Below are 13,160 nucleotides of genomic sequence, written 5' to 3' on the forward strand. Positions count from 1 at the left end.
GTCGCTTGACTTCCTCCTGGCAATCGGTAAGATACGCGCAGATTCCGCGATAGCTCAGTCGGTAGAGCAAATGACTGTTAATCATTGGGTCCCTGGTTCGAGTCCAGGTCGCGGAGCCAAACACTGAGAAAGCCCCCGAATGCGCAAGCATCGGGGGCTTTTTCGTTGTCTGGCGACGAAAAGCCCTCGCCAGCCCCGACATCAGTTTCCAACCGGCTCGGTCACTGGCTTGCCATCATCCACCAAACTCCATACCAGCAACTTGGCAGGCCGGGTCTTGCTGGCGTTGCGCGACACCCTGTGTACGGTGCCAGGCGCTTCGTACCAGTATTCGCCGGCCTTGTAGGTCTTCTCCGGCTCATCATTGAGCTTTGACACCACTGCGCCTTCCAGCACATAAGCCATGACCGCCCCCGGATGCTGGTGGGCAGGCGAGGCCTGCCCGGGGGCATAGCTGACCGTGAGCATGACAGCGCTCTTGCCCGGGGCATTCGAGGGTTGTTGTTGCTGCAGGACTGTTACCTGGTCAGCAGCGTCGCCGTGGGCCCAGGCTGCGGACTGACCACCGAACAGGCCAGCGGCAATGAGCAAGGCAAAAGAAAATTTGGCAGATTTCACGGCGGTTCTCCTGATTGGCAAGTGCCTGCAGGTTAGGCCCAGTGGCACAGGGCGCAAACGGCCAATCAGGAGAAAAAGCAGGGGGCCAGTCGGGAGCGCGCTCAGCAATTGCGCCCGATCGGGTAAAACACACCATGGCTCCATACCCCGAGCCATTCCGCGCCATCAATCACCCGCACCACTGCCAGGTCGACCAATTGGTAGAACACATTGCGATGGATCAACGCCTCGAGATTGCTGCGCATCAGCACATAAGGCGACGGCTCCTGAGTATCGGGATCGATCTCGACCCGCAAAGGGTTCTGCGGCCCCGCTTCGGCCTGATCCTCGACATTGCTGGTAAAGCGCAGCACCTGCGCCTCACCACTGCCCAGCACCTCCAGCGTCACGGCCACGAATGGCGCATCATCGACGCGGATGCCGACCTTCTCCACCGGGGTGATCAGAAAATAGTCATCACCATCGCGGCGAATGATCGTGGAGAACAGGCGAACCATCGGTTTACGCCCGATGGGTGTACCCATGTAGTACCAGGTACCATCGCGGGCAATACGCATGTCGATATCGCCGCAGAAATCCGGGTTCCACAGATGCACCGGCGGCAGCCCCTTGTGCGTGGGGATCTGCGCCAATAGATCGTTGGCCTTGCCGGCATCCGTCATCACCCTGCCCTCACTCGCTCATGCCCAGAAGGCTACGAGCGTACTCGCGCATCGGTGCGCCAAGCAAATCCTGCGGCGACTGGTCGTGGAACGTCAACAAACCGCCACGGCTCTTGATCCGTGCGGTGTCGATCAGGTAACGCGTGTTGGTCTCGATCAGCATCATCTGCACGACACCGGTGTCCCAACCCACGCGGTCGACGGCCTGCTCGTCATACCATTCGTCGCCATTACCGATACGGTCATCCGTGCGGGCGAAGCGGGTATACAGGACATAGTCGGCGCCCACCGAGCGGGCCTGGGCGATCGCTTCTTCAAGCCCCAGCGGCCCTTGGGCGCGACGCACCAGCGGGAAATACTCGACGAAGCTCTTGAACGCCTCTTCGGCCACCGCGTTCTGCTTCGGCACCGGGCCCTTGCCTGGCGGCATGAATGCGCCTTGGCCGATGAAGATGAACGAATCAGGCTGCAGGCGAATCGACAGGGTACGACGGGTATCGCTGTGGTCCAGCAAGCCGGCATCGCTCATGTGGTAACGGACGCCCTCGCCCATATCGCTGACATTCATGCAACCGCCCAACGCCATCAGCGTCAGCAGCAAAACCAGGCTACGCATCTTTCCTCCAGTGGCCGGTGACGAAAAACCGGCGAATAGCCGGCGGATGCAGCTTTTGCGCCAGCTTCAGCCGCCAATCACCTTCATCACTGTTACCCCCCCGGAAAACGCCAGCTCCTGCTTGTCTGCCAAAGCTTTTACCAGCAGCCGCTGCAAGCCTGGCAGGGCCTGATGGCGGGGTTTTTCCAGCAGATCGCCGACAAAGTGACGATTGCCGGAAGACAGGCAGCCGTGCAGCCAGCCAGTAGAGGACAGACGCAGGCGCGAGCAAGTGCGGCAGAACGGCACGCTTTCATTGGCGATGACGCCGAAATGGCCACGCCCGGGAATCTGGTAGCGCAGCGCCGTGGCATCCAGCGGCGCGTCGACCTGCTGGTAGCCATACCGGCCGCCGATCACATCGAGCAATGCATCGAGCCCGACAAACTGCTGCAGGAACGCATTGTTGTCCCGGGCCAGGTGGCCCATGCGCATCAGCTCGATGAAACGCAGCTCGAAACCACGCGCCATGCAGTAGTCGAGCATCGGCAGCACCTGATCGAGGTTCTGCCCACGCATCGGCACCATGTTGACCTTGATCCGCATGCCCATGGCACTGGCCTGGTCCATGCCTGCCAACACGCTGGCCAGATCACCGCCACGGGCGATGCGGCGAAATGCCTGGGGGTCGAGGGTATCGAGGGACACGTTCAAACGGCGAATGCCGGCCGCTTGCAGTTGCGGCAGCTTGCGCGCGAGCAGCTGCCCGTTGGTGGTCAGCGTGATGTCGTCAAGGTCGAGCTTCGACACCGCCGCCAGAAAGGCATCCAGCCGAGGGCTGACCAGCGGCTCGCCACCGGTAATGCGCAAACGCTCGATACCGGCAGCTTCGATGAGATAGGCCACACCTCGCGCCAAGCTTTCCGCCGACAGTTCATCCTGGGCCGCGACCAGGCGCTTGCCATCCGGCACGCAGTAGCTGCAGGCGTAGTTACAGGCAGCCGTCAGGCTGACGCGCAGGTTGCGAAAACGCCTGCCTTGACGATCGACGATCATGGATGACTCCGGTATTGGATGAATCGGGGCCGGCAAAACTTGACTCATGGTTCAAGTTTTTGCAAGTCCCCATTTCACGCCAGGCTCACCCGGTGACGACGAGTGCCTTCAGTGGCTGGCTTCCGGATCACGCTTGCGCTTGTTGCCCATGCGCACGCCGATATCCATGAGGAACTGGAAGAAACCTTCCTGATCTTCCAGCACATTGCTCCAGAACGGCGAGTGGTACAGCGCTACGGCGCCGTGCACCAACGCCCAGGCGGCGCAGTAGTGGAAGTACGGCGGCACGTCTTCGAGCTTGCCTTCGCTGATGCGGCCCTCGATCAACTCGGTCAGGCGCTTGAAGTTGGACGCGCGGATGCTGTGCAGCTGCTCGACCATTTCCGGTACCTGGTTGCCCTTGACCACCTTCTCTTCCAGGCGGTCGAACAGCCGGTAGCGCTGCGGGTCGCGCATGCGGAACTCGAAGTAGGCGCGCGACAGCGCCTCCTTGTCGCGATCGACATCGGCCGAGTGCAACAGCGCGTTCAGGTCACGCTCATAGTCGAGCATCAGGCGCAGGTAGATCTCCGCCTTGGACTTGAAGTGCTTGTAGATCGTGCCTTTGCCGATACCCACGGCGTCGGCGATCATCTCGACTGTGACGCTGTCTTCACCCTGTTCGAGGAACAGCTTCAGCGCTGTGTCGAGGATTTCCTGTTCGCGACGGTGAAACTCACGGACCTTACGAGATTCTTTCTGCATAGGAAGGACTGGATGACATTGAAGCGGTTTATTATGCCTAACTTGCGGCAAATTGCACGGATCATCCAACCATGTCTATGTTTCACGATGAGTTCGAACAGGCGCCGGGGCTGCGTTACCTGAACCACGCGGCCATCGCTCCCTGGCCGCGCCGGGCCAGCGAGGCGGTGGCACGCTTTGCCCGAGACAACGTGTACCTGGGTGCGAGCGACTACCCGGCATGGCTGGCCACCGAACGCAGGCTGCGGGAAAGGCTGGCGCGCCTGGTCAATGCGCCTTCCTGGGCAGACATCGCGCTGGTAAAGAACACCTCCGAGGCACTGTCACTGGTCGCTTTCGGCCTCGACTGGCAAGCCGGCGATCAGGTTGTGATCAGCGACGAGGAGTTTCCCTCCAACCGGGTCGTCTGGGAAGCATTAGGCGCGTGTGGTGTCGAAGTAACCGAGGCAAGCCTTGCCGGGCCTGACCCGGAAGCCACACTGCTCGCGGCCTGCGGCCCGCGTACGCGCCTGCTGGCAGTGAGCGCCGTGCAGTTCGCCAGCGGCCTGCGCCTGGACCTGCCCCGCCTCGGCGAGGGCTGCCGGGCGCGCAATGTCCTGTTCTGCGTCGATGCCATCCAGCAGGTTGGCGCCCTGCCCTTCGACGTGCAGCGTTATCAGTGCGACTTCGCCATGGCCGACGGCCACAAGTGGATGCTGGGGCCAGAGGGCCTGGGTGTGTTCTATTGCCGCGCTGCACTGCGCCCGCAGCTCAGGTTACACGCTTATGGCTGGCATATGCTGGAGCGTCTGGGCGACTTCGACCGCCGCGAGTGGCAGCCGGCACGTAGCGCCAGGCGCTTTGAATGCGGCAGCCCGAACATGCTGGGTGCATGCGCCCTGGAGGCCAGCCTGTCATTGCTGGAGGAAATTGGCATGGATGAGGTTGGCCGGCAATTGCAGCTGCGGGTCGAGCAACTGCTTCAAGGCTTGGGCGGTATTCCCGGGGTACATGTGCATAGCCCGGCATCCCCGGAAAAACGGGCGGGCATCGTTACTTTCAGCCTTCAGGGGCAGGACAGCACGGCTGTCTATCAAAGCCTGTTGGCGGAGCAGACGATCTGCGCAGTAAGAGGGCCAGGTATACGATTTTCGCCACATTTCTATTCCAGTGAGCAGCTGATCGACGAAGCTGTGCAGCAAGTGCGGCGCCTGGCCATGCACTGAGGGAGGAAGGGACGGCGGGCGTATTCCAAATCTGTTTAAAAAACGAACAGAGAAGCACTGGCACTGTGCCAAACCTGACCAATACTTGAAGTGTTGGCGCGGCGCATCCCCCCCAAGTGGCGCGCCGATAAAGGTGCTCAGGGACCGCGTACCTTTGTTTTACTCCTAATGGTCTTAACCCGGATTCCCCCCCCAGAACCCGGGTTTTTTTTGCCCATGCCCAGGCGTCTGGGCTACCGCGCACTTAGAAGCATAAGCAGAGCAAAAGCGATTGGCTTGGTTCAGGCCACTCGTGCCAGCGGGAACAGGCGCTTGAAGTTGCCCGTGGTCTGCTCGGCCAGTTGCGCATAGCTGACCCCACGCAACGATGCCACATACTCCGCCACCTCCCGCACATACTGCGGCAGGTTCGGCTTGCCACGATACGGGATCGGTGCCAGGTACGGCGAATCGGTCTCCACCAGCAGGCGGTCGACCGGCACTTGCCGCGCTACCTCGCGCAGGGCATCGGCATTGCGGAAGGTGACGATGCCAGACAACGAGATGTAATAGCCCAGGTCCAGCGCCGCCTTGGCCATGTCCCAATCTTCAGTGAAGCAGTGCAGCACGCCCGCCTGCGGCAGGTTCGCTTCACGCAGCAACGCCAAGGTATCGGCCCGCGCCGCACGGGTATGCACGATCACCGGCTTGCCTGTCTGGCGCGAAGCCTCCAAATGCAGGCGGAATGATGCCTGCTGCAACTCCGCGGCTTCCGGTTCGTAGTGGTAGTCCAGGCCGGTTTCGCCAATCGCCACCACATGTGGGTGCGCCAGCTCGCGCAGCAGCCATTCCAGCGCCGGCGTCTCACCCGGCGCCAAGTCCAACGGGTGCACACCCACCGAGCAGTCGACATCGGCGTACTGCTCACTCAACGCCTTCACCGCTCCGGCATTTTCGGCGCTGACGCCAATGCACAGGAAATGCCCGACCCCACGCTCGCGCGCTGCCTGCAGCGCGGCATCGAGGGAGCCCTGATGGGCACTCAGGTCAAGACGGTCGAGGTGGCAATGGGAATCTACGAGCATGGCAGGCGGCACACATGAAAAGATGGAAAATCAGCGGGAACCCGGCAGCTGTACCCAATGGGCCAGCAGCGCTTCCAGCAGCAATACGCGATTGAGGTTGGCCTTGCCGAGCACCTTCTGGCGCTGTTCGAGGATCCACGACTGAACCTCCAGCACCTTGCCCTGACGGGCCTTCTGCGCCAGGTACTGCACCACCTTGCGCATGTCGGCCAAGCCCAACCCCTCTTCATCCTGGGTCAACTGGTAGCGCAGGATCAGGTGCGACCAGTCACAGAACCAGTCGAACAGCAACAACAACGGCACACTGCTCCAGGCCTCGGCCAGCTGGCTGGGCGATTGCTGCTGCTTGAGCAGCTTCTTCACCCCGTCGGTCACCAAGGCCCGTTGCTCACGCACACCTTGCGCTTGCAGACTGACAGCCATCAGCGGCGAGCCGGCAGCCAAGGTCAGCAGCTCCTCGCGCTCGGCCTCGTCGCTGTCGGGCAATGCCGTGGCCAGCCAGGCCTGGCTCTGCGCCAGGCTCGGCTGCGGGCAGACCACTTGCTGGCAGCGGCTCTTGATCGTCGGCAACAGGCGGCTGGGCTGGTGACTGACCAACAGCAGCACGGTATCGCCCGAAGGCTCCTCCAGGCTCTTGAGCAAAGCGTTGGAGGCATTGACGTTCATTGCCTCGACCGGCTCGATCAACACCACTTTACGCCCGCCCAGCTGCGCCGTCTGCACCACGAACGACACCAGTTCACGCACCTGGTCGACCTTGATCGGCTTGTCGGCCTCCTCCGGCTCCAGCACGAAGTTGTCCGGGTGGCTGCCGGCCTTGAGCAGCAGGCACGACTTGCACTGCCCGCAAGCATCCAGCCCCTGCGGCTGCTGGCACAGCAAACGCGCCATCAGCCGCTCGGCCAGGGCGCGTTTGCCGATGCCCTGGGGCCCGTGCAGCAGGTAGGCATGGGCGTGCCGGGCACGGCCGGCCAGCTGCTGCCAGAGCGCCTGCTGCCAGGGGTAGGCCTCAGCCACGGCAACGCCCCACAATGCCGGGCAGCAGTGCATCGATGGCACGCTGCACAGCCTCCAGTGGCTGGGCGGCGTCGAGCAGGCTGTAGCGTTGCGGCGCGCCGTGGGCGCGTTGCAGATAGGCTTGGCGCACGGCTTCGAAGAAGGCCTGGCCTTCCTGCTCGAAACGATCCAGGCGACCGCGCGCGGCGGCACGGGCCAGGCCGACTTCCACCGGCAGGTCGAAGACCAGGGTCAAGTCCGGGCGCAGGTCACCCTGGACGAATTGCTCCAGCGCAGCGATACGCTCCACCGACAGGCCGCGGCCACCGCCCTGGTAGGCGTATGTGGCATCGGTGAAGCGATCACAAAGCACCACCGCACCACGGGCAAGCGCCGGGCGAATCACGCCGGCAAGGTGCTGGGCACGGGCAGCGAACACCAGCAGCAGCTCGGTATCAGCGGCCATCACTTCATCACTCGGCGCCAGCAACAACTCGCGGACTTTTTCAGCCAGCGGCGTACCGCCAGGCTCGCGGGTCAGCACCACGTCCAGGCCCTGCTCGCGCAGGCGCGCGGCCAGGTAATCGCGGTTGGTGCTCTTGCCCGCGCCTTCGGGGCCCTCAAGGGTAATAAACAAGCCGCTCACAGGCAGTCCTTAATGTTGTTCGTCAGGCGTTGGCGCGTCGGCCGGCTCGGCCTCGCTGGCAGGATCCTGCTCAGCTGGCTCGTCCGCGTCCGCAGGTGCGCTTTGCGGCGCCGGGCTGGAGCGGTAATCCGCACGACGCTTGAGCTGAAACTCGCGCACCGCCGAGTTGTGATCGTCCAGGTCATCGGAGAACACATGGCTGCCATCGCCACGGGCGACGAAGTACAGGCTGGTGCCATCCGCCGGGTTGAGCGCAGCATGGATCGCCTCGCGCCCGACCATGGCGATCGGTGTCGGTGGCAGGCCGGTCATGGTGTAGGTGTTGTAAGGCGTCGGCTCACGCAGGTCGGCGCGGGAAATCTTGCCGTTGTAGCGCTCACCCATGCCGTAGATCACCGTCGGGTCGGTCTGCAGCATCATGCCCATGCGCAGGCGGCGGACGAAGACGCCGGCAATCTGCCCGCGCTCCTGGGGGATACCGGTTTCTTTCTCCACCAGCGAGGCCATGATCAAGGCCTGGTAGGGGTCACGGTAAGGCAGGTCGGTGGTGCGCTCTGCCCACTCTTTGGCCAGCACTTCGTCCAGGCGCATGTACGCCTGCTGCAGCAGCTCGACGTCGCTCATGCCGCGCACGAAGCGGTAGGTGTCGGGGAAAAAGCGGCCTTCAGGGAACACACCGGTGTGGCCGAGCTTGTCCATCACTTCGGCGTCGGAAAGGCCATCCAGGGTGTGCTTGAGCTTTTCATGCTTGGCCACCGCCGAACGCACCTGGCGGAAGGTCCAGCCTTCGACCAGGGTCAGGTTGTACTGCACCACATCGCCACGGCGCCAGACGTCGAATAGCTCCTCCACCGTCATGCCGGGGGTGAGGCGATACTCGCCGGTATGCAACTGTGTGCCGGCCATGTTGAAGCGCCAGTACAGGCGCAGCCAGAGGGCGTCATCGAGCAAGCCGTCAGCCTGCATGCGATAGAACATGCGGTTGGGGTTGGTGCCACTGGGCACGTCGAGCAGGCGCTCTTCGGCCACATGCAGGGGCTGCTCCAGCACCGAGTTGATCTTCCAGGCCGACCAACCCAAGGCCAGGCCGGCGAGGATCAAGCCCATTTCCAGCAGCAGCAGGAATTTGCGTCTCACGAATTCAGGTATCCAGTAACGTACGGGCAACGGCCTGCAGTTTACGGGTGAGCGGGCCCGGCGACCAGTTCAGCGCGGCAATTGCACGCACAGGCCAGACACCGTAGACACTGTTGCAGACGAACACTTCATCCGCCTGTTGCAGTTCGTCGAATGCAATATCACGCACCTGTACCGCCATGCCCAGCCGTTGCGCCTGCTCCAGCAGGGCAGCGCGCATCACGCCGGCAACGCCGCAACGGCTGAGGTCAGCCGTGAGCAGCACGCCATTGCACACCAGGAACAGATTGCTGTATACGCCTTCGACCACCCTGCCCTGCCCGTCACGCATCAGGCCTTCGGCATGTTCGCTGTCCTGCCATTCGGCACGGGCCAGCACCTGCTCCAGGCGATTGAGGTGTTTGAGACCGGCCAGCAACGGTTGCTCCCCAAGCCGGGTCAGGCAAGGGAACAGCCGCACGCCGTGCTCGGCATGTTCGACAGGATAGCTGGGCAGCGGGCTGCCCTGGAGAATCCGCCGCGGCGCAACGCCGGCAACCGGCGCGTAGCCACGCTGGCTGTCGCCACGGGTGAGGACCAGCTTGGCGACACCGTCACCCAGCTGGCTGGCAAAGCGCAAAATTTCATCACGCACCAGCGCCAGGTCGGCGTCGATCATCAGCCGCTGGCAACCCAGTGCCAGGCGGGCCAGATGGCCGTCCAGCAGGCTGGGCCGGCCAGCGCGCACGGCGATGGTCTCGAACAGGCCATCACCGTAGGCCAGGCCGCGGTTCTGCAAATTGATCGCAGTCGCGGGCTGGCCGTCGATCCAGCTGTGCATCAACCGGCGAACCGGCGGAACACCAGCGAACCGTTGGTGCCGCCAAAGCCGAACGAGTTGGACAGCACCACGTCGATCGGCATGCTGCGAGCTTCATGCGGCACGAAGTCGAGGTCGCAGCCTTCGTCCGGCTCGTCGAGGTTGATGGTCGGCGGCGCCATCTGGCTGTTGATCGCCAGCACGCTGAAGATCGCCTCGACTGCACCGGCCGCACCGAGCAGGTGACCGGTCATCGACTTGGTCGAGCTGACCGCCAGCTTGTAGGCATGCTCGCCGAACACGCGCTTGATCGCCGCAACTTCGGCAATGTCGCCGGCCGGGGTCGAGGTACCGTGGGCGTTGATGTAGCTGACGGCTTCAGGCTGGATGCCAGCGTCGCGCAGGGCGTTGGCCATGCAACGGGCAGCACCTTCACCGCTGTCGGGCGGCGAAGTCATGTGGTAAGCGTCGCCGCTCATGCCGAAACCGACCAGCTCGGCATAGATGGTCGCACCACGGGCCTTGGCGTGCTCCAGCTCTTCGAGCACCAGGGCGCCAGCACCGTCGGAGAGCACGAAGCCATCACGGCCCTTGTCCCACGGGCGGCTGGCACGGGCTGGCTCATCGTTGCGGGTCGACAGCGCACGGGACGCACCAAAGCCGCCCATGCCCAGGCCACACGCGGCCATTTCGGCGCCACCGGCGATCATCACGTCGGCTTCACCGTAGGCGATGTTGCGCGCAGCCATGCCGATGCAGTGGGTGCCCGTGGTGCAGGCGGTGGCGATGGCGTAGTTCGGCCCCTGCAGCCCCAGGTGGATCGACAGGAAACCGGAGATCATGTTGATGATCGAACCCGGCACAAAGAACGGCGAAATACGGCGCGGGCCTTGCTCGTGCAAGGTACGGCTGGTTTCTTCGATGTTGGTCAGGCCGCCGATACCCGAACCCATGGCCACGCCAATGCGCTCGCGGTTGGCGTCGGTGACTTCCAGGCCGGCATTACGCACCGCCTGGAAACCGGCCGCCAGGCCGTACTGAATGAACAGGTCGAGCTTGCGGGCCTCTTTGGCCGACAGGTACTGCTCAACCTCGAAGCCTTTCACCGAGCCGCCAAAACGGGTGGAGTAGGCAGACAGGTCCGTATGCTCGATCGGACCAATGCCACTGCGGCCAGCCAGAATGCCCTGCCAAGTGCTCGGTACATCGGTACCCAGTGGCGACAGCATGCCCATACCGGTGACCACGACGCGTCTACGCGACACAGTACTCTCCTTTTCTAATCACAGAGTTTCTTGCCATTGCATTCAAGCAATGGAATGAAATGGCAACAAGCTCTCGTAGCAAGCGATACGACGGCGCTGGCTCGCAAAGAAAAAACCGCACGCCGGCAAAGGCAGTGCGGTTCTTCTCGACAAGAAGCGTCGACTACAACGTCTTAAGCCTGGTGGTTTTTGACGTAGTCGATTGCAGCTTGAACGGTAGTGATCTTCTCGGCTTCTTCGTCAGGGATTTCGGTCTCGAATTCCTCTTCCAGAGCCATCACCAGCTCAACGGTGTCAAGCGAATCGGCACCCAGGTCATCGACGAAGGACTTCTCGACAGTCACTTCCTCTTCCTTGACGCCCAGTTGCTCGGCGACGATTTTCTTGACGCGTTCTTCGATGGTGCTCATACCTAGTTTTCACTCCTAATGGACATATGTCAGGCAGCTGGCCGGTGACCAAGTTTATAGAAAGACGTTCGCTTTTCAAGCGGAACGCACCTTCACTTGAGCCACCCTACCCGCTGCCTGGAATCTGGTTGCAGCTTTATAACGGATTTTAGGCTCGCAGTATGACTCTTTTTTGAAGCAATCCGTCACATTGCGTTGCAGTTTTACATGTACATCCCGCCGTTGACCGGCACGGTGGCGCCGGTAACGTAGCCAGCGCCGTCCGACGCCAGGAACGAAACCACCTTGGCGATTTCGTCAGCCTGGCCCAGGCGGCCCAGCGGAATCTGGGTCTGCAGGGCTTCGCGCTGCGCTTCTGGCAGCTCGCGGGTCATGTCGGTGTCGATGAAACCCGGAGTCACCGAGTTGACGGTGATACCGCGCGAACCCACTTCACGCGCCAGGGCGCGGCTGAAGCCTTCGAGGCCGGCCTTGGCCGCCGCGTAGTTGGCCTGGCCGGCGTTGCCCATGGCACCGACAACCGAACCGATGCTGATGATACGACCCCAGCGCGCCTTGGTCATGCCACGCAGCACGCCCTTGGACAGACGGTAGAGGCTGTTCAGGTTGGTGTCGATCACGTCGAACCACTCGTCGTCCTTCATGCGCAGCATGAGGTTGTCGCGGGTGATACCGGCGTTGTTGACCAGAATGGCGGGGGCGCCGAACTGCTCACCGATGGCAGCCAGCACGGCTTCCACGGACTCGGCGCTGGTGACGTTCAGCTCCATGCCGGTGCCGGCGATGCCGTGCTCTTTCAAGGTGGCGGCGATACGCTCGGCACCGGAAGCCGAAGTGGCGGTACCGATCACGGTAGCGCCCTGGCGGCCCAGTTCGAGGGCGATGGCCTGGCCAATACCACGGCTGGCGCCGGTGACCAGTGCAACTTTACCTTGCAGGCTCATGCAAGCTTCTCCAAATCAGGCCAGCGCCGCACGGGTGGCGGCGACAGCATCAGGGGTATTGAGGTTGTAGGTGGTCACGCCGTCGGCGCAACGCTTGTTCAGGCCAGCCAGGACCTTGCCCGGGCCGCACTCGACCAGGTTGACCGCACCGTTGGCGGCCAGGGTCTGCACGCATTCAACCCAGCGTACCGGCTGGTACAGCTGCGCCAGCAGGTCCTGCTTCAGGGCATCGAGGTCGGCGGCGACGGCGGCGGTGACGTTCTGCACCACCGGGATCTGCGGGGCCTTCCAATCGATGGCGTTGACGAATTCGGCAAAGCGCTCGGCAGCCGGCTTCATCAGGGCGCAGTGCGACGGCACACTGACCGCCAGCGGCAGGGCGCGCTTGGCGCCCTTGGCCTTGCACAGCTCCATGGCGCGGTCGACCGCTGCCTTGTTACCGGCGATGACCACCTGGCCTGGCGAGTTGAAGTTCACGGCACTGACCACTTCGTCTTCGGCCGCTTCGGCGCAGATTTCCACCACCACGGCGTCATCCAGGCCCAGGATCGCAGCCATGGCACCGTGTCCGGCAGGCACAGCTTCCTGCATCAACTGGCCACGACGCTCGACCAGGCGCACGGCGTCTTTCAGCGACAGGGCGCCGGCAGCGACCAGGGCGCTGTATTCACCCAGGCTATGGCCGGAAACGAAGGCCGGCTGCGCGCCGCCCTCTTCCAGCCACAGGCGCCACAAGGCGATGGAGGCGGTGAGGATCGCCGGCTGGGTCTTGTCGGTTTGGTTGAGTTGTTCTTCCGGACCTTCCTGGACCAGCTTCCACAGGTCATAGCCCAGAGCCTCGGAAGCCTCCTTGAAGGTCTCGATGACCACCGGCTTTTCAGCGCCGAGCTCGGCGAGCATGCCCAGCGACTGGGAACCTTGACCGGGGAAGACGAATGCGAGGGATGCAGACATTGAACAAGCCCTTATGATCTTGTCGTCGGATAGGGTGCGCCGGGCCTTGGGCCGGGCGCGGAATC

At 62.9% G+C, this 13,160-nt stretch carries 15 protein-coding genes and 1 tRNA gene; 2 read left to right on the forward strand and 14 right to left on the reverse strand.

What is annotated here, in order from left to right:
- The first annotated feature begins 43 nt into the window (after nucleotides 1-43).
- Nucleotides 44-119, forward strand: a tRNA-Asn gene (locus ABE528_RS10070).
- A gap of 82 nt (nucleotides 120-201) precedes the next feature.
- Here the strand turns inward: ABE528_RS10070 and ABE528_RS10075 are convergent.
- The 5 genes from ABE528_RS10075 to ABE528_RS10095 all read right to left on the reverse strand — a co-directional run bounded on the left by ABE528_RS10075 (nucleotide 202) and on the right by ABE528_RS10095 (nucleotide 3,675).
- Nucleotides 202-618, reverse strand: a complete 417-nt coding sequence (locus ABE528_RS10075) for a cupin domain-containing protein (RefSeq protein WP_346652828.1) — start codon at nucleotides 616-618, stop codon at nucleotides 202-204.
- A 101-nt stretch (nucleotides 619-719) separates the two neighbouring features.
- A complete protein-coding gene (locus ABE528_RS10080; protein ID WP_346652829.1) occupies nucleotides 720-1,280 on the reverse strand; it encodes a DUF1285 domain-containing protein in 561 nt (186 codons plus the stop codon).
- A 10-nt stretch (nucleotides 1,281-1,290) separates the two neighbouring features.
- On the reverse strand, nucleotides 1,291-1,896 hold the full coding sequence (locus ABE528_RS10085; protein ID WP_152959151.1) for a DUF4823 domain-containing protein: 606 nt from the start codon (nucleotides 1,894-1,896) through the stop codon (nucleotides 1,291-1,293).
- 66 nt (nucleotides 1,897-1,962) lie between these two features.
- Entirely contained in the window at nucleotides 1,963-2,931 is a 969-nt protein-coding gene (locus ABE528_RS10090; protein WP_152959150.1) for a radical SAM protein, read from the reverse strand.
- A 108-nt stretch (nucleotides 2,932-3,039) separates the two neighbouring features.
- Nucleotides 3,040-3,675 (reverse strand): TetR/AcrR family transcriptional regulator, encoded by a 636-nt coding sequence (locus ABE528_RS10095; protein ID WP_152959149.1) that lies wholly within the window; start codon nucleotides 3,673-3,675, stop codon nucleotides 3,040-3,042.
- A gap of 71 nt (nucleotides 3,676-3,746) precedes the next feature.
- Here ABE528_RS10095 and ABE528_RS10100 point away from each other — a divergent pair, with 71 nt between their 5' ends.
- Nucleotides 3,747-4,880 (forward strand): aminotransferase class V-fold PLP-dependent enzyme, encoded by a 1,134-nt coding sequence (locus ABE528_RS10100; protein ID WP_346652830.1) that lies wholly within the window; start codon nucleotides 3,747-3,749, stop codon nucleotides 4,878-4,880.
- Nucleotides 4,881-5,161: 281 nt separating this feature from the next.
- Here ABE528_RS10100 and ABE528_RS10105 read toward each other — a convergent pair whose 3' ends face one another.
- From ABE528_RS10105 to fabD, 9 genes are all read right to left on the reverse strand, one after another.
- Complete coding sequence (locus tag ABE528_RS10105; RefSeq protein WP_152959147.1) at nucleotides 5,162-5,944, reverse strand: TatD family hydrolase; 783 nt, start codon at nucleotides 5,942-5,944, stop codon at nucleotides 5,162-5,164.
- Between the two features lie 30 nt (nucleotides 5,945-5,974).
- Nucleotides 5,975-6,961, reverse strand: a complete 987-nt coding sequence (locus ABE528_RS10110; protein WP_346652847.1) for a DNA polymerase III subunit delta' — start codon at nucleotides 6,959-6,961, stop codon at nucleotides 5,975-5,977.
- A complete protein-coding gene (tmk, locus tag ABE528_RS10115; protein ID WP_346652831.1) occupies nucleotides 6,954-7,586 on the reverse strand; it encodes a dTMP kinase in 633 nt (210 codons plus the stop codon). Before tmk ends, ABE528_RS10110 begins: the two co-directional genes overlap by 8 nt.
- A gap of 9 nt (nucleotides 7,587-7,595) precedes the next feature.
- Entirely contained in the window at nucleotides 7,596-8,723 is a 1,128-nt protein-coding gene (gene mltG / locus ABE528_RS10120; RefSeq protein WP_346652832.1) for an endolytic transglycosylase MltG, read from the reverse strand.
- A 4-nt stretch (nucleotides 8,724-8,727) separates the two neighbouring features.
- Nucleotides 8,728-9,543: an aminodeoxychorismate lyase gene (pabC, locus tag ABE528_RS10125; protein ID WP_346652833.1), complete on the reverse strand. Its 816-nt coding sequence runs from the start codon at nucleotides 9,541-9,543 to the stop codon at nucleotides 8,728-8,730.
- Nucleotides 9,543-10,787 carry a beta-ketoacyl-ACP synthase II gene (gene fabF, locus ABE528_RS10130; RefSeq protein ID WP_346652834.1) on the reverse strand — a complete coding sequence of 415 codons (1,245 nt, stop codon included), beginning with the start codon at nucleotides 10,785-10,787 and terminating at the stop codon, nucleotides 9,543-9,545. The genes pabC and fabF overlap by 1 nt, the downstream gene beginning before the upstream one ends.
- A gap of 173 nt (nucleotides 10,788-10,960) precedes the next feature.
- The gene (gene acpP, locus ABE528_RS10135; protein WP_060513099.1) at nucleotides 10,961-11,197 is read right to left on the reverse strand and encodes an acyl carrier protein; all 237 of its coding nucleotides are present in this window, start codon (nucleotides 11,195-11,197) and stop codon (nucleotides 10,961-10,963) included.
- Between the two features lie 203 nt (nucleotides 11,198-11,400).
- Entirely contained in the window at nucleotides 11,401-12,141 is a 741-nt protein-coding gene (fabG, locus tag ABE528_RS10140; protein WP_054883751.1) for a 3-oxoacyl-ACP reductase FabG, read from the reverse strand.
- Nucleotides 12,142-12,156: 15 nt separating this feature from the next.
- Nucleotides 12,157-13,095 (reverse strand): ACP S-malonyltransferase, encoded by a 939-nt coding sequence (gene fabD / locus ABE528_RS10145; RefSeq protein WP_152959143.1) that lies wholly within the window; start codon nucleotides 13,093-13,095, stop codon nucleotides 12,157-12,159.
- Between the last annotated feature and the right edge of the window lie 65 nt (nucleotides 13,096-13,160).

It is taken from the genome of Pseudomonas sp. TWI628 (assembly GCF_039673865.1).
Lineage (GTDB): Bacteria > Pseudomonadota > Gammaproteobacteria > Pseudomonadales > Pseudomonadaceae > Aquipseudomonas.

Bases quoted from the DNA above. Each gene is read 5' to 3' on its own strand.
- ABE528_RS10080 (WP_346652829.1), bottom strand. From the start codon at position 1,280: ATGACGGATGCCGGCAAGGCCAACGATCTATTGGCGCAGATCCCCACG.
- ABE528_RS10085 (WP_152959151.1), bottom strand. From the start codon at position 1,896: ATGCGTAGCCTGGTTTTGCTGCTGACGCTGATGGCGTTGGGCGGTTGC.
- ABE528_RS10090 (WP_152959150.1), bottom strand. From the start codon at position 2,931: ATGATCGTCGATCGTCAAGGCAGGCGTTTTCGCAACCTGCGCGTCAGC.
- ABE528_RS10095 (WP_152959149.1), bottom strand. From the start codon at position 3,675: ATGCAGAAAGAATCTCGTAAGGTCCGTGAGTTTCACCGTCGCGAACAG.
- ABE528_RS10100 (WP_346652830.1), top strand. From the start codon at position 3,747: ATGTCTATGTTTCACGATGAGTTCGAACAGGCGCCGGGGCTGCGTTAC.
- ABE528_RS10105 (WP_152959147.1), bottom strand. From the start codon at position 5,944: ATGCTCGTAGATTCCCATTGCCACCTCGACCGTCTTGACCTGAGTGCC.
- pabC (WP_346652833.1), bottom strand. From the start codon at position 9,543: ATGCACAGCTGGATCGACGGCCAGCCCGCGACTGCGATCAATTTGCAG.
- acpP (WP_060513099.1), bottom strand. From the start codon at position 11,197: ATGAGCACCATCGAAGAACGCGTCAAGAAAATCGTCGCCGAGCAACTG.
- fabG (WP_054883751.1), bottom strand. From the start codon at position 12,141: ATGAGCCTGCAAGGTAAAGTTGCACTGGTCACCGGCGCCAGCCGTGGT.
- fabD (WP_152959143.1), bottom strand. From the start codon at position 13,095: ATGTCTGCATCCCTCGCATTCGTCTTCCCCGGTCAAGGTTCCCAGTCG.